Annotated in this window: 10 protein-coding genes and 1 pseudogene; 9 read left to right on the top strand and 2 right to left on the bottom strand. The window is 72.8% G+C overall.

The window, feature by feature from the left end; all coding sequences use genetic code 11:
• Positions 1–33 precede the first annotated feature (33 nt).
• Positions 34–318, bottom strand: a complete 285-nt coding sequence (locus tag ACZ7IF_RS06355) for an NAD-dependent epimerase/dehydratase family protein (protein ID WP_470964619.1) — start codon at positions 316–318, stop codon at positions 34–36.
• Between the two features lie 732 nt (positions 319–1,050).
• Between ACZ7IF_RS06355 and ACZ7IF_RS06350 the strand changes: the two genes are divergently transcribed.
• The 8 genes from ACZ7IF_RS06350 to ACZ7IF_RS06315 all read left to right on the top strand — a co-directional run bounded on the left by ACZ7IF_RS06350 (position 1,051) and on the right by ACZ7IF_RS06315 (position 14,232).
• Positions 1,051–2,535 carry a sugar transferase gene (locus ACZ7IF_RS06350; protein ID WP_470963940.1) on the top strand — a complete coding sequence of 495 codons (1,485 nt, stop codon included), beginning with the start codon at positions 1,051–1,053 and terminating at the stop codon, positions 2,533–2,535.
• Positions 2,536–2,608: 73 nt separating this feature from the next.
• Positions 2,609–3,925 (top strand): nucleotide sugar dehydrogenase, encoded by a 1,317-nt coding sequence (locus ACZ7IF_RS06345; protein ID WP_470963937.1) that lies wholly within the window; start codon positions 2,609–2,611, stop codon positions 3,923–3,925.
• Positions 3,915–5,195 carry a glycosyltransferase family 4 protein gene (locus tag ACZ7IF_RS06340; protein WP_470963934.1) on the top strand — a complete coding sequence of 427 codons (1,281 nt, stop codon included), beginning with the start codon at positions 3,915–3,917 and terminating at the stop codon, positions 5,193–5,195. The genes ACZ7IF_RS06345 and ACZ7IF_RS06340 overlap by 11 nt, the downstream gene beginning before the upstream one ends.
• Entirely contained in the window at positions 5,192–6,559 is a 1,368-nt protein-coding gene (locus tag ACZ7IF_RS06335) for a Wzz/FepE/Etk N-terminal domain-containing protein (protein WP_470963931.1), read from the top strand. The genes ACZ7IF_RS06340 and ACZ7IF_RS06335 overlap by 4 nt, the downstream gene beginning before the upstream one ends.
• Positions 6,556–8,106, top strand: a complete 1,551-nt coding sequence (locus tag ACZ7IF_RS06330; RefSeq protein ID WP_470963928.1) for a Wzz/FepE/Etk N-terminal domain-containing protein — start codon at positions 6,556–6,558, stop codon at positions 8,104–8,106. The genes ACZ7IF_RS06335 and ACZ7IF_RS06330 overlap by 4 nt, the downstream gene beginning before the upstream one ends.
• A gap of 3 nt (positions 8,107–8,109) precedes the next feature.
• Positions 8,110–10,044, top strand: a complete 1,935-nt coding sequence (gene asnB / locus ACZ7IF_RS06325) for an asparagine synthase (glutamine-hydrolyzing) (protein WP_470963925.1) — start codon at positions 8,110–8,112, stop codon at positions 10,042–10,044.
• Positions 10,045–10,063: 19 nt separating this feature from the next.
• Positions 10,064–12,265 (top strand): bi-domain-containing oxidoreductase, encoded by a 2,202-nt coding sequence (locus ACZ7IF_RS06320; RefSeq protein ID WP_470963922.1) that lies wholly within the window; start codon positions 10,064–10,066, stop codon positions 12,263–12,265.
• Positions 12,262–14,232: a heparinase II/III family protein gene (locus tag ACZ7IF_RS06315; RefSeq protein WP_470963919.1), complete on the top strand. Its 1,971-nt coding sequence runs from the start codon at positions 12,262–12,264 to the stop codon at positions 14,230–14,232. Before ACZ7IF_RS06320 ends, ACZ7IF_RS06315 begins: the two co-directional genes overlap by 4 nt.
• Here the strand turns inward: ACZ7IF_RS06315 and ACZ7IF_RS06310 are convergent.
• Entirely contained in the window at positions 14,229–14,531 is a 303-nt protein-coding gene (locus tag ACZ7IF_RS06310) for a hypothetical protein (RefSeq protein WP_470963916.1), read from the bottom strand. The genes ACZ7IF_RS06315 and ACZ7IF_RS06310 overlap by 4 nt on opposite strands.
• On the opposite strand from ACZ7IF_RS06310, the pseudogene ACZ7IF_RS06305 reads away from it, so the two are divergent.
• A pseudogene (locus tag ACZ7IF_RS06305) lies at positions 14,521–15,456 on the top strand (right-handed parallel beta-helix repeat-containing protein); the annotation flags it as partial. The gene ACZ7IF_RS06310 and the pseudogene ACZ7IF_RS06305 sit on opposite strands and share 11 nt — an antisense overlap.
• Between the last annotated feature and the right edge of the window lie 36 nt (positions 15,457–15,492).

Here is a 15,492-nt window from a genome sequence, read left to right as displayed (position 1 = left end):
TCTGTTGTGGGGCCGCCGGCCCAACCGCACGCCCTAAGACCTACCCCGTCTTCCTTTCTCCTTCCCCTTTCCTCTCTGCCCTCCTTCGCCCCCCCCCCCCCCCAGTAAGGTCTCGCCGTAGTCACGCAGGTCGGCGCGGACGTGGGAGACCCCCGGCAGCTCGGCGAGGCCGGGGGGAAGCGGGGCGTGGTCGACGACGGTGACCTTCCGGGACAGCAGGCTGAGGGCCGTGACGAGATGCCGGCCGACGAAACCGGCTCCGCCGGTGACGGCGACTTCCTCGTAGTGCGTTTCTGGCGTGTCGGGGCCGTGGTGCACGATCACTCCGTTCGGGGTGCGACGAGGTCTTACGAGGTCCTACGGGATCCGTCTCCTCCCCGTCGGCGCAAGGGGGGCCGGGGAGACTGGCCGAGACCGCCTCCCGCCCGGCCGCGCGGCGGCGAGAAGAGCGGAGCTGGTCTGTTTCCGCACCGGCCGAGGGCGGAGGGAGCGGCTCCGCCCGAACCGGAAGCGGGGGGCGCACCGCTGCGCGGCAAGGCCCGGATGGCCGGTTAGGCGGGCTTGACCTGGGGTGAGAGGACGTGCTCCACAGCGGGAAAGCCCCGGGCGCCCACCGGTCGGTGGAACCGGTCTGAAGGCTTGAACACGAATTTCACACATCTGCTCTTCATACCGGGCCGTGATGGTCTAGATTGACCGTGCTTCAGCTGTTCGTACACGAGCAACCAGTAAATGATCTACAGGCCAGGCGCTACGGAAAGCCAGCAATCGCGTCCCCCCGGCACGAGGGGTGGGGGATGATCAATTCTCGGGGCCCGGGAAAGGGCCTTGGGTGCGGGGGAGCACCCGAGGTTTCGGCGGGTTCTCGCACACGTCGAAAGTCTGGCGGGGCATGCGGGTCCGCTGCCGCCGGGGTGGGTTGTCCGAGCAGTTCCGCGACGGCCGGGGGGGATCCCGGGAAGGAACAGCGCGGCTCGGGAGGCGGGGGCCTACCGGGCGGAGCACAGTGATTGGCGAACACGTCGTACCACTGGGGACCTGGGGGGTTCTGTGCGGCAAGGGGGATTAGTCAGCCCGTTCCCGTCGGCGCGCGGGCGTCTGGCGAACGGGGCGATCAGCCGGCCCGCGAGTGACTGGGAGCAGCGGTACCGGCGTACCGTGATCATCAGCGATACGGTGGCCACCGCCCTGGTGGTGGCGTCCATCGGTAACTTCTTCGGGGCTCGGGACGCGGCCAACTGGCACGAGAAATGGGGAATTCTCGCATTCGGCACCGAGCTTCTGGTATTGGCCGCACTGGCTGTCAACCGGTCGTGGGCTCCGGCGGTTCTCGGCCAGGGTGCCGAGGAATTCCGCCGGCTCGGCCGCTCATTGTTCACGGCGACGGTCCTGCTGGCGCTCGGCGGGATCGCCCTCGCCTCGCGCAACATCAAACTCTGGATCTTCGTCGCGATCCCGGCGATCGCGCTCGTCACCATGACCACGCGGTATCTGCTGCGCCTCTGGCTGCACAAACAGCGGAAGGAAGGACTGTGCCTGCGACCGGTGCTCGCCGCCGGGAGCCCGGCCACCCTGCACGACCTGATTTCCCGGACCCGCAAGTTCCCGCACCTCGGCTGGCGGGTGGACGCGGTGTGCACGACGGACGGTCTCGGGCTCGACGGAGCCGGTGACCAGCTGGACGGTGTACCGGTCGTCGGCCGGCTGGCCGACGTGGCGAACCACGTCCGCCGCGACGGCTACCGTGTCGTCGCGGTCACTCCGGACCCGCACTGGTCGCCGGACCGGCTCCAGCGGCTGGCCTGGAACCTGGAGGGCAGCGACGCCGAGATGGTCGTGGCCCCGGTGCTGATGGAGGTGGCCGGACCGCGGCTGCACGTGGACGCGGTGCTGGGGATCCCACTGCTGCGGGTCAGCATGCCGATCTTCACCGGCGGCCGCCGGGCGGTCAAAGAGGTCGTGGACCGGGTGGGCGCGGCGATCCTGCTGATGCTGTTCGCACCGCTGATGGTGTTCGTCGCGCTGCTCGTGGTCGCGGACAGCCGGGGCGGGGCGGTGTACCGGCAGCGCAGGGTCGGGAAGGACGGACGCGAGTTCACCATTCTCAAGTTCCGCACCATGGTCGCCGATGCCGACCGGGTACGCGCCGAGCTGGCCGACCGCAACGAGGGCGCCGGCCTGCTGTTCAAGCTCCGCCGGGACCCGAGGGTGACCCGGGTGGGGGCGGTGCTGCGCCGGTACTCGATCGACGAACTCCCGCAGCTCTTCAACGTGCTGACGGGGTCGATGTCGCTCGTCGGTCCGCGGCCTCCGCTGCCGGAGGAGTCCGCCGCGTACGGGCCGGACATCCGGCGGCGGCTGCTGGTCAAGCCCGGACTCACGGGTCTGTGGCAGATCAGCGGACGCAGTGACCTGTCGTGGGAGGAGGCGGTCCGGCTGGACCTGCGGTACGTGGAGGACTGGTCGCTCGCCCTGGACACAGTGATCTTGTGGAAGACGCTGCGTGCGGTGGTCTACGGGCAGGGGGCCTATTGATGCGCGGGAGCCGTCGTCGGGCAGACGCGCGGACCGCAGGCCGTGGGGGCCTGCCTGGGGGGAGGAACGAGTCATGAGGGTCAGCGTTTTCGGGCTCGGCTACGTGGGCTGCGTCTCGGCCGCGTGCCTGGCCAGCATGGGCCACGAGGTCATCGGGGTGGACGTCAGCCAGGTGAAGGTGGACCTGGTCAACGACGGCAAGGCCCCGGTGGTCGAGGAGCGGATCGGCGAGCTCATCGCCGACGTCGTGCGGACGGGGGCGTTACGCGCCACCGGTGACGTCCGCGAGGCGATCATGGACAGTGAGGTGTCGCTGGTCTGCGTGGGCACGCCGTCGGAGCCCAACGGCAGCCTGTGCACCACGTACTTGGAGCGGGTCACCGAGCAGATCGGCGCCGCGCTGGCCGAGCGGGGCGGGCGGCACACCGTGGTGTTCCGCAGCACCATGCTCCCGGGCACCTGCCTGAACCTGCTGGTGCCGATCCTGGAGAAGTCCGTCGGCGGCACGGCCGGGGTGGACGTCGGGGTCGCGGTCAACCCGGAGTTCCTGCGCGAGGGCACGAGCGTGCGGGACTTCTTCGACCCGCCCAAGACCGTCATCGGCGAGCTGGACCCGGCGAGCGGCGACGTGGTGGCGGCCCTGTACGACGGATTGCCCGGCGAGGTGTTCCGGGTCCCGGTCCCCACCGCCGAGGCCATCAAGTACGCGGACAACGCGTTCCACGGCCTCAAGATCGGGTTCGCGAACGAGCTGGGCGCGGTGTGCCGGGCCCTCGGGGTGGACTCGCACCAGGTGATCGACGTGTTCCTGGCCGACCGCAAGCTGAACATCAGCCCCGCCTACCTGCGGCCCGGCTTCGCCTTCGGCGGGTCCTGCCTGCCCAAGGACCTGCGCAGCCTGGTCCACGCGGCGCAGCGGGCCGACGTCTCGGTGCCCATCCTCTCCCACGTGCTGCCCTCCAACTCCGACCACCTGCAACGCGCGGTGGAGCTGGTGGAGCGCACCGGCAGGCGCCGGGCGGGCCTGTTCGGGCTGTCCTTCAAGCCCGGCACCGACGACCTGCGCGAGAGCCCGCTCGTCGAGCTGGCGGAGAGGCTCTTCGGCAAGGGGTACGACCTGAAGATCTACGACGCCAACGTGAGCCTCTCCCGGCTGCTCGGCGCGAACCGCGAGTACATCGAGAACCGGCTGCCGCACCTCGCGCACCTGCTCGCGGATTCCGTCGACGAGGTGCTCGAACACGCCGAGGTGTGCCTGGTCGGGACCAGGGACCCGGACGTGCTGGCGGCGCTGCCCCATGGCGACGGCCCGGTGATCATCGACCTCATCCACCTTCCCGACGCCGACGCGCGCCGGACCGAACCGGGGTACGTGGGCCTTGCTTGGTGAAACATCGCGTGGTGCGGCCGGCGGCGGCCGCACCACCGGCCGGCGCGCGCTGGTCCTGGTGGAGAACCTGTCGGTGCCGTTCGACCGGCGGGTGTGGCAGGAGTGCACGACGCTGCGCGACGCCGGCTGGACGGTGGACGTCATCTGTCCGCAGGGGAGCAAGCGGGACACGGAGCCGGAGGCCGAGATCGACGGGGTGCGGATCCACCGCTACCCGTTGCGCGCGGCCACCGGAGGGCCGGCCGGCTACCTGAAGGAGTACGGATCGGCGCTGTGGCACACCATGCGGCTGGCCCGCAAGGTCGGGCCGGTCCACGTGGTCCACGCCTGCAATCCGCCCGACCTCCTGTTCCTGCCGGCCCTGTGGCTCAAGCGGCACGGAGCGCGGTTCGTCTTCGACCAGCACGACCTGGTCCCCGAGCTGTACCTCTCCCGGTTCGACCGCGGCGAGGACCTGCTCTACCGCGCCGTGTGCGCGCTGGAGCGGCTCACCTACCGGGCCGCGGACGTCGTGCTCGCCACGAACGAGAGCTACCGGGACGTCGCGGTGCGCCGCGGCGGCCGGCGGCCGTCGGACGTCTTCGTGGTGCGCAGCGCGCCCGACACCGACCGCTTCCACCCCGTGCCGCCCGAGCCCGAGCTGAAGCGCGGCAAGCCCCACCTGCTGTGCTACCTCGGGGTCATGGGACCGCAGGACGGCGTCGACTACGCCTTGCGGGCCCTCGCGAAGCTGCGGGACGAGGTCGGGCGGAGCGACTGGCACGCGGTGTTCGTCGGCGGCGGCGACACCTTCGACGCGATGGTGGAGCTGTCCCGGCGGCTGGGGCTCTCCGAGCAGGTGCAGTTCACCGGGCGCGTTCCGGACGCCGACCTGGCGCGGTACCTGTCCACCGCGGACGTGTGCCTCTCCCCCGATCCGCGCAATCCGCTCAACGACGTGTCGACCATGAACAAGGTCCTGGAGTACATGGTGATGGGCCGGCCGATCGTCTCGTTCGACCTCAAGGAGGCGCGGGTCTCCGCCGGTGACGCCGCCGTCTACGCGCCCGCCAACGACGAGGGCGAGTTCGCCAGGCTCATCGCGCTGCTGCTGGACGATCCGGAGAAGCGGGCCCTGATGGGGAAGACCGGCCAGGAGCGGATCGGCGGGCCGCTCTCCTGGCGCAACTCGCAGGCTTCCCTGCTCTCCGCCTACGCCGCCGCCTGCCGTGACCGCGGTCCTGTGTCGGCGGGCTCCTCCGGCCGTTCGGGGAAGAGGCCGCGCCGTTGAGCGATGACACGATACGCCTGGTCACCATCGGGCTGATCTTCCGCCGGCGCTGGCGGCTGCTCACCGTCCTCGCCGTGGTGGGTGCGCTGGTCGGTTACGGCACCTCCCTGCTGGTTCCGCCGCGTTACACGGCCTCGGCGTCGGTGCTGCTGCCGGGGGCGTGGGAGGAGCGCGAGCTGCTGACCCAGGCGGAGATCGCGGCCAGTTCGGTGGTGGTCGACCGCGCGGCCTCCGCGCTCGGCTGGACCAAGGTCAGCCGCAGCGAGCTGCGGGACCGGGTGAGCGCCAAGGCCGCGGACGGGAACATCATCAGGATCTCGGGCACGGCCGACACCCCGGAGCGCGCGCAGCGGCTCTCCGACCAGGTGGCCCTGCAGTTCGTCGCGTTCGCCGCGCGGATCTCGGGCGCCGGCACCGACCCCGAGGCGGCGGCGCGGCCCGAGGCGCTGCGGCAGCTGGTGACGCAGACCAGCCGCCGGATCACCGAGCTGGCCGACGCGGCCGGACGGGGGCAGACCGTGGACAGCGTGCAGACCCGTACCGAACTCGCGAAGCTGCGCACCACGCTCCAAGAGGCCGTCGACAAGCTGGACCAGGCCGACCCCGCCGCCGGAAAGGCCAACATGGTCGTCATGGGGCCGGCGGCCCGGCCCACCGGCGAGGCACCGCCGACGAGGACGCAGCTCATCGTCGCCGGAGCGGTGCTGTTCTTCCTGCTCGGGATCATCGGCCATCTCGCCGCGACGCGGATGAGCCGCCGGCCGCGCACCGAAGCGGAGATCGCCGCGGCGCTGGGCTCGGCGGTGCTGGGCACCGTCGACGTGCCCGCCGAACGGCCCGCGGACCGGCCGGGAGGCCGTGGCCCGCGGGCCGGGATCCGCCGGCTGCTGGGCCTCGACGTCCGGTGGGACGTACCGGCGCCGCGCACGTCCGGCGACGAGGCCGGCAGGCAGGTCCGCTACCGGCGGGTGCACGCCCGCCTGCGGGAAGGGCTGCCGGCCCCCCGGCGGCTGCTGCTGCTCGTCCCGGAGGGCGACCGGAGCGCGCTCCGGGCCGCCGGGCAGTTCACCGCCGGGGCCGAGGGCGATCCCGGGCTGCGGCTGGCCGCGGTTTCGGTGTCCCGGCCGATGGTCGCGGACCGCGACGACGAGTCCGGTGCCGTGGTCGTGCTCAGCCCGGGCAGCCGGACCGCCGGGGAGCTCGCCGGGATCGTCGGGGCGTGTGCGGACGCCGGGCACGAGATCGTCGGCATCGTCCTCGTCGGCACGGTCCAGGCCGGTCCGACGGGGTCCGCCGACCGGCCCCGCAAGACCGCCGCACCGGCACTCGCGGTCGGCTCCGACGCGACGGGAAGTTCAGGGTGACGATGAGTACGACTTCGGAGCCTTCGCACGCCGCTCCGCTGCTGGACCTGCAATCGCTCGTGGTGTCGGTGCGCAGGCGCCGCCGCCTCTGGTGCTCCCTGGCACTGCTGGGGCTGCTCATCGGCGCGGCCGTGGCGGTGCTGCTGCCGCCGCCGCCGACGGCGGTGACCAAGGTGCTGGTCGCGCATCAGCAGGACCAGCCGAACGACCCCGGAACGCTGATCCGCACCGACGCAGCGCTGTTGCAGACCACCCGGATCGCCGAGAAGGCCCTGCAGACCCTGAAGTCCCCGGACAGGCCGGAGGACTTCATGAAGGACTACACGGGTGCCGGCCTGACCAACAACCTGCTCCAGATCGAAGCGACGGGTGACAGCGACGCGCAGGCAGTGGCCCGCGCCAAGGCGCTGGCCGACGCGTTCGTCGCGGACCACGTGCGGCGGATCCAGGAGGCCGCGGAGGCCGAGGCCAAGACCCTGCTCGACCAGCGCGACCGGTTGCGGGACGAGCTCGACCAGGTCAACAAGGCGATCGGGAACGGAACGCCGGAGGCCGGTCCCAAGGCGTCGGCGAACATGGAGTCGCTCTTCGCCCGCCGGGCCGAACTCACCGCCCGGATCACCGACTTCGGCCAGCGCTCCGCTGAGGCGCGGGTCGGAACGCCCCAGCTCGTCGCCGGCACGCAGGTCGTGGACGCACCGCGCGCGGTGCGGCACTCCCTGCCCAAGTCCGCCGCCACCGACGCCGCGATCGGGCTCGTCCTCGGGCTGGTCCTCGGGCTCGCGGTGGCCGCGGTCGGCGCGGTGGTGGCGGACCGCCCCGTGCTGCGCCGGGAGATCGCGGCGAACCTGGGGGCCTCCGTCATCGCGGAGCTCCCCCGCCGGTCGGCCGGGCGCTTGCAGCGGCGCAGCACCCGGGCGGCTCGCGAGCGGCTCACCGCGTCCCTGGCCCGCACGGTACGCGGCTCCGCGGAACCGGTTTCGCTGCTGGAACTGGGCTGCGCGCAGGCCACGGCCCTGATCGCCCTGGACCTCGCCGGGGCACTGGCGGCGCAGGGACCGGTGTCCGTCGTCGACGGCCTGCCCGGCCTCCGGCTCACCCATCACCGCCGCAAGCCCGGGGACCTGACCGTGGTCGGCGACGGCGCCGCGGAGGCGGCCGACGGAGAGCGCCGGTTCGGCGTGGGCTCGGTCTCGCCCGGCACGGCGTGGACCGAGCTCGGGTACCTCGGCACCCGGACCGTGCTCGTCGTGCGCGCCGGGCACGGCAGCGCCGCGTGGCTGCACACGGTGGCGCGGCAGCTCGCGGACCAGGGCATCACGGTGACCGGTGTGGTGCTGATCGACCCCGATCCGCGTGACCGGACCGACGGCACCTTGTGGGACGGGCCGCACACCGCGCCGCGCGGCCAGAACGAGCAGCCGGCCCGGCAGAACGACGGGGGTACCTCCCACGCCGTTCAGGCAGTGGGGAAGGGCGGGCGGCAGACGGAACGGCTGCCCGCGTGGGCGGCGCGGGTTCCGGACAGCGACCAGGAGGCACGGTAGGACATGTGTGGCATCGCAGGCACTTACTGCTGGCCGGACGGGAAGGCCGTGACCGACCGGCTCACGGAGACCCTCGCCCACCGCGGTCCGGACGGCGCCGGCCGGTACGGCCACCCCGTCGGTGACGGCGAGGTGCAGCTCGGGCACCGCCGGCTGGCCATCATCGACCTCTCCGAGACCGGCGCCCAGCCGATGGTCTCGGACGGGCTCGTCCTCACGTACAACGGCGAGCTGTACAACGCGCCCGAGCTGCGTGCCGAGCTGGCGGCCGCCGGGGTGCGCTTCCGCGGCACCTCCGACACCGAGGTGCTGCTGGAGGCCTGGCGGCGCTGGGGCACGGACTGCCTGCCCCGGCTGCGCGGCATGTTCGCGTTCGGGATCTTCGACGAGCGGACGGGTGAGCTGGTGCTCGCCCGCGACCAGCTCGGCATCAAGCCGCTGTTCCTGCTCCGGCGCGGCGGGGGCCTGGTGTTCGCCTCCGAGCTGAAGGCCCTCGCTGCCGCCACCGGCGGTTCGCTGGAGGTGGACCACGCGGCGCTGGTGGCCTCGCTGCTGTACTACTGGGTGCCGGACTCGCGGTGCGCCTACCGGGAGGCGGAGAAACTGCCGCCGGGGAGCTGGCTGCGGTGCCGGCCCGACGGCCGGGTGGAGCGCGGCCGGTACTGGAACCTCAGGGACGTCGCCGCCGAGGGCCGGGAGCGGGCCCGCGCCGGTGAGCTGCCCGATCTGGCCGCCATCGTCGAGGAGTCGACCCGGCGGCACCTGCTGTCCGACGTACCCGTGGCGACCTTCCTCTCCGGCGGCCTCGACTCCAGCTACCTGACCGCCCTGGCGGCCCGCCACCGGCCCGGGATGTCCGCCTACACGATCGGGTTCCGCGCCGAGGACGCCAAGTTCGAGGCGATGCCGGACGACCTGCGCTACGCCCGGAAGGTGGCCGAGCGGTTCGGCGTCGACCTGCACGAGATCGAGATCGCTCCGGACGTGCTCGACCTGCTGCCGCGGATGACGTACCACCTGGACGAGCCGATCGGCGACCCCGCCGCGATCAACACCTTCCTGATCTGTTCGGCCGCCCGGGAGGCCGGGGTCAAGGTGATGCTCTCGGGGATGGGTGCCGACGAGCTGTTCGCCGGCTACCGCAAGCACCTGGCCAACGTGCTCGCGCTGCGCTACCAGCGCGTCCCGCGGCCCCTGCGGCGCGGCCTGTCCGGCGCCGTGGACCGGCTGCCGGTCGCCACCTCCCGCCGGGGGTACCGGTCGGTGCGCTTCGCGAAGCGGTTCCTGTCCTTCGCCGATCTGCCGGAGGAGACCGCCTTCCGGCGCAGCTACACCATGTACGACCGCGGCGAACTGCTCGACCTGATCGATCCGGACCTGGCCGGGACGGTCGACGACGTGCTGACCGAGCACGCGGACGTGTACGAGGACAACGACCTCGACGACTTCGTCAACCGCATGTGCCTGGGCGACTCCCGGATGTTCCTGCCGGGCCTGAACCTCGCCTACACGGACCGCTCCAGCATGGCCGCGTCGACCGAGGTGCGCGTGCCGTACGTGGACGTCGAGGTGGTCAGGGCCGCGTTCACCTTCCCCGGGGACCGGAAGATCGTCGGACGGCAGGGCAAGGCCGTGCTCAAGGAGGCGGCGGCCTCGGTCCTTCCCCGGGAGATCGTCTACCGGCCCAAGGGCCTGTTCAGCGCCCCGCTGCGCGCCTGGATGAGCCGGGACCTGGCACCGCTGGTGCGCGAGGTCATCCACGACGGCGAGCTCGTCCGTTCCGGGTTCCTGCGCCGCGACGCCCTGGCGCGGCTCGCCGCCGAGGACGCCGCCGGGCAGCGGGATTTCTCCAAGCACCTGTGGCATGTGCTGACCCTCGAGTACTGGTACCGCGGCGCGACCTCCGGGTCCGGTCAGAGCACTCGGTTTACGGCTTAGGAATTTCAGAGGAGTTCGGGTGAAGCAGGTCGTGCAGAACTACAAGAGCGGCGAGCTGGCGGTGCTGGACGTGCCGGTGCCGGGGTGCAAGCCGGGCGGTGTGCTGGTCCGCACCGCCTACTCGCTGATATCCACCGGGACCGAGCTCATGAAGGTGTCCGAGGCCGGCATGTCGATGCTGGGCAAGGCCCGTTCCCGGCCGGACCAGGTCGCCAAGGTCATGCAGAGCGTGGCCGTCAACGGGGTGCCCGCCACGTACCGCAAGGTGATGGGCAAGCTGGACTCCTACACGCCGCTGGGCTATTCGCTGTGCGGGGTGGTCGAGCAGGTCGGCGCCGGGATCGACGACGTGGCGGTCGGTGACGTGGTGGCCTGCGCGGGCAACGAGCACGCGCTGCACGCCGAGTTGAACTGGGTGCCGAAGAACCTGTACGCCCGGGTGCCGGACGGTCTCGCGCCCCGGCACGCGGCCTTCGGCACGGTCGGTTCGATCGCGATGCAGGGCGTGCGCCAGGGCGAGCCCCAGCTCGGCGAGGTGGCGCTGGTCATCGGCCTCGGGCTGATCGGGCAGCTGGTGGTGCAGCTCCTCACCGCCTCGGGGGTCCGCGTCGTCGGTGCCGACCCCGACCCGGTGCGCTGCGAACTCGCCGAGCGCCTGGGCGCCGCGGCCTGCGGAGACCCCGGGTCGACGGCCGTGGAGGCCGCCGTCGCCGAGCTCACGGACGGGCACGGCGTGGACCAGGTGTACCTGGCCGCCGGCGGTGGCAGCAACCAGCCCGTCGAGCTGGCCGCCCGGCTCTGCCGGGACCGCGGCCGGGTCGTCGACATCGGCAAGTGCCGCCTGGACCTGCCGTGGAACGCCTACTACGAGAAGGAGCTCGACGTCCGGTTCTCCCGCAGTTACGGCCCCGGGCGCTACGACCCGGAGTACGAGCTCGACGGGCGGGACTACCCGATCGGCTACGTGCGCTGGACCGAGCGCCGCAACCTGGCGTGCTTCCTCGACCTCGTCGCCCGCGGCAGGGTCGACGTGGAGCCGCTGGTCTCCCACGTCGCCGACTTCGATGACGCCGTCGAGACGTACCAGCGCCTCAAGGACGGCGATCTGAAGGCCGTGGCCGTGCTGTTCCGCTACCCCGGACAGGCCCGGGAGGCGGAGCCCCCGGTGCTGGCCGTGCCGGCGGTCAGGCGCTCCGGCGGCGGGGTGTCCACGCCGTCCCGGGCCGCCGGGGCGCCGGTGCGCCTCGCGTTCGTCGGCGCGGGGAACTACGCGACGTCGATGCTGCTGCCGCACCTGGTGCAGCGCGACGGCGTCGAGCTCGCGACGGTCGTCACCACGACGGCGCTGTCCGCGGCCAACGCCCAGCGCAAGTTCGGCTTCGCCGAGGCGACCACCGATCTCGACGCCGTGCTCGGCGACAAGTCCGTCGACGCGGTGTTCGTGGTCACCCGGCACAGCTCGCACGCCGAGCTGACCCGGCAGGCGCTGCTGGCCGGCAAGACGGTGTTCGTGGAGAAGCCGCTGGCGCTCACCGGGGACGAACTGGCCGGTGTCCTCGCGGCGGTGGAGGAGTCCGGCAACGACCGGCTGCAGGTGGGCTTCAACCGCCGCTTCTCACCGCTGCTCCAGGAGGCCCGCAAGCGGTTCGGCAGCCGGACCGGACCGGCGAGCCTGCGCTACCTGGTCAACGCGGGCCGGCTCCAGCACGGCAGCTGGTACCTCCAGCAGGGCACCGAGGGCTCGAGGTTCGCCGGCGAGGGCGGGCACTTCATCGACACGGCGAGCTGGCTGCTGGGCGCCGACCCGGTCTCGGTGTACGCGGCCGCCACGTCCGGCAACGAGGACCTCCAGGTCGTGCTGCGCTACCCGGACGGCTCCACCGCAACCATCAGCTACGTCACCACGGGGGCGCCCGGCTTCCCCAAGGAGACGCTCGACCTGGTCGCGGACGGCAAGGTGCTGCGGCTCGACGACTTCGTGCGCGCCTCCGTGTATTTCGAGAAGGGCGCGGCCGGGCGCAAGCGGTGGGTCAGCTCGCGGCTGCCCCAGGCCCGGGACAAGGGCCAGCTCGCCGAACTGGCCGCGTTCGTCAGGGCCGTGCGGACGGGCGGGCCGATGCCGGTGCCGCTGGAGTCGCTGGTCGCCACCACGGCGGCCACCCTCGCGGTGCAGGCCGGCCTGGCCGGCGGCGTTCCCGTGGCGCTGGCGGACGGCCGATGACTGTGATCTCGGGGAGTCCGGGCTGGTACCTGCGGCGGCTGTCCCGGATGGGGCCGCAGGAGGTCGGCGGCCGGGTGGGCGACACGGTGCGCAGGCGGCGGTGGCGGTCGGCGCCGCCGGACGCCCCGGCCGTGAGCGGCGCCCGGTTCACCGCGGTGCTTCCCGCGGGGACCGCCGACGCGGTACCGCCGGACGCCGCCAAACGGCTCGTCGCCGAGGCGGACCGGCTGATGGCCGGGCACGGCACGTTCTTCGGGGTGGACCGCGACGACCTGGTCGACCCGGACTGGTTCTTCGACCCGAAGACCGGCCTGCGGGCCCCGCAGGGCTACGCCTTCGACGTGCCGTACCGGGACGAGGACGCGGTCGGGGACATCAAGCAGATCTGGGAGCCGTCCCGGCACCAGTACCTCACCGTCCTGGCCGCCGCGTACGCGGTCACCGGGGACGAGCGGTACGCCGAGCGGGTGGCCGCGCACCTGCGGTCGTGGTGGGCGGCCAATCCGCCGCTGCGCGGGGTCCACTGGACCAGCGGCATCGAGCTGGGCATCCGGCTGCTGTCCTGGGTGTGGGTCCGCCGGCTGCTCGACGGCTGGCCGGGCGCGGCCGGGCTGTTCGAGGAGGATCCGGTGGCGCGGAACCAGGTCTGGCACCACCAGCGCTGGCTGGCCGCGTTCCCCAGCCGGGGGTCCTCGGCGAACAACCACGTCATCGCCGAGGCCGCCGGGCAGTTCGCCGCGGCGTGCGCGTTCGGCTGGTTCCCCTCCTCGGAGCGCTGGCGGGCCGACGCGCTGCGGTCGCTGGAGCGGCACCTGCGCGGCAACACCTTCCTCTCCGGCCTCAACCGCGAGCTGGCCTCCGAGTACCACGGGCTGGTGCTGGAGCTGGGCCTGGCCGCGCTGGCCGAGGCGGACGCCGCCGGCGTGCCGGTCCCGGCGCCGGTGCGGCTGGTGCTGCTGCGGATGACCGACGCGCTCGCGGCCGTCGTGGACAACCGGCTGCGGCCGCCGCGCCAGGGGGACTCGGACGACGGGCACGGTCTGGTCGTGGACGGTGCGGGCACCGACCGCTGGGGCTCGCTGCTGGCCACCGGGGACGCCGTGTTCGGCCGGCTCGGCTGGTGGCCCGCGGTGACCGGCACCGATGTGCGCACCGTGTTGCTGGCCGCGCTCATCCGGCCCGGCACGCCGGCGGTGACCCGCCCGGTGAGCCGTCCGGTCCACTTCCCCGACGCCGGCATGACCGTCCTGCGCGGTCCCGGGGGGCCCGGGGAGCTCTGGGTGCGCTGCGACGGCGGTCCGCACGGCTTCCTGTCCATCGCCGCGCACGCCCACGCGGACGCGCTGTCCGTGGAGGTCCGCCACGACGGGGTCGACGTACTGGCCGACCCGGGGACGTTCTGCTACCACGGGCAGCCCGAGTGGCGGCAGTACTTCCGGTCGACCCTCGGGCACAACACCCTGCAACTGGACGGCGTTGACCAGTCCGTCTCCGGCGGGCCGTTCCTGTGGACCCGGCACGCCCGGACCCGCGTCCTGGTCGCGGACACCTCCGACGCGGGGGTGTCGCGCTGGTGTGCCGAGCACGACGGCTACCGGCCCTCCGTGCACCGCCGCCGGGTGGAGCTGACGGCCGCGAGCCGGGAGCTGCGGGTGGTCGACGAGGTGAGCGGACCGCGCCGGGCCGTGCGCCTGGCGTTCCACCTCGGCCCGGCGGTCACCGCGGAGCTGGACGGCGACCGGGCGGTGCTCACCTGGAGCCGGGAGGGCGAGGCCCGTTCCGCGGTGCTCGACCTGCCGGGTCGGCTCTCCTGGCGGGCGCACCGCGGCGAGTCCGGCCCGCCGCTGGGCTGGTACTCCGCCGGCTTCGGGCGCAAGGAGCCCGCCACGACGCTGGTCGGCACCGGCTTCTCCGACGGCTCCGCGCCGTCGGGGGCGCTCACCACCGTGCTCCGGTTCGGCGTCTAGGGGGAGGGGGGAGGTTTGGTGATCAAGTGGCGGAACTGGGCGCTGCCCGCGGTGCCGGTGGCGCTGGTCCTGCTGGCGGCGACCGGCTGTGACGGCGAGCCGGGAGCCCCGGCGGCGAAGCCGGGCGCCGCGCCGTCGGCGTCCGCGTCCGTGGCCGCACGGGTCTGCGCGGGCCCCGCGGCCGGGCCGGCGCAGGCGCCGGCGGGCGCGGTGACGGTCGACCCCGCGGTGGCCGGCGATCTCGCCGCGAAGACCAAGAGCAGCCCCCCGAAGACCACGTTCTGGCTCCTGCCGGGCACGCACAGGCTCGATCCTGACCGCTTCGCCCAGGTCATCCCCAAGGAGGGGAACAGCTACCTCGGGGCGCCGGGCGCGGTGCTCGACGGCGGGAAGACCAATCAGTACGCGTTCGGCGGCGCCGCCCCCGACGTCTCCATCCGCCACCTGACCGTGCAGAACTTCGTCGCGCCGCCGGACGAGGGCGTGGTCAACCACGAGTCGGCCGACGGGTGGGTGATCGAGCACGCGACCATCCAGGACAACTCCGGCGCGGGACTGATGGCCGGCGCCCGCCAGCAGGTCCGCGCGAGCTGCCTGCGCGGCAACGGCCAGTACGGGATGAACGCGTACAAGGGCGGCGGGCCCCTCGGCGGCCTGGTGGTCGAGGGCAACGAGATCACGGGCAACAACAAGGACGACTGGGAGCGGCGCAAGCCGGGCTGCGGCTGTACCGGGGGCATCAAGTTCTGGGCGGTCAACGGCGCCGACGTGCGCGGCAACTGGGTGCACGACAACCGCGGGGCCGGGTTGTGGGCGGACACCAACAACAACGACTTCCGCATCGAGGACAACCTGCTGGAGGCCAACGACGGCGCCGCGCTGATCTACGAGATCAGCTACAACGCGGTCATCCGGAACAACGTGATCCGGAAGAACAACTGGGTCGAGGGCCGCAGGTCCGCCGAGCGCGGCGACGACTTCCCGTTCGCGACCGTGTACCTGTCCGAGTCCGGCGGCGAGCCGCGGGTCCGTGCCCGGACGGACCGGATCGAGGTCTACCGCAACGTGCTGGAGAACAACTGGAACGGGATCACCCTGTGGGAGAACGCCGACCGGTTCTGCAACAGCCCGGCCAACACCTCGTCCGGCGTCTGCACGCTGCTGGTGGACCGCCCCGACCGCTGCGCGGCGCCGGCGATCGCCGGCGCGCCGCTGTACGCCGACTGCCGGTGGAAGAAGCAACGGGTGGAAATCCACAAC

This window comes from Streptomyces sp. NPDC037421, from assembly GCF_055602105.1.
This window is presented reverse-complemented; position numbering and strand designations above follow the sequence as displayed.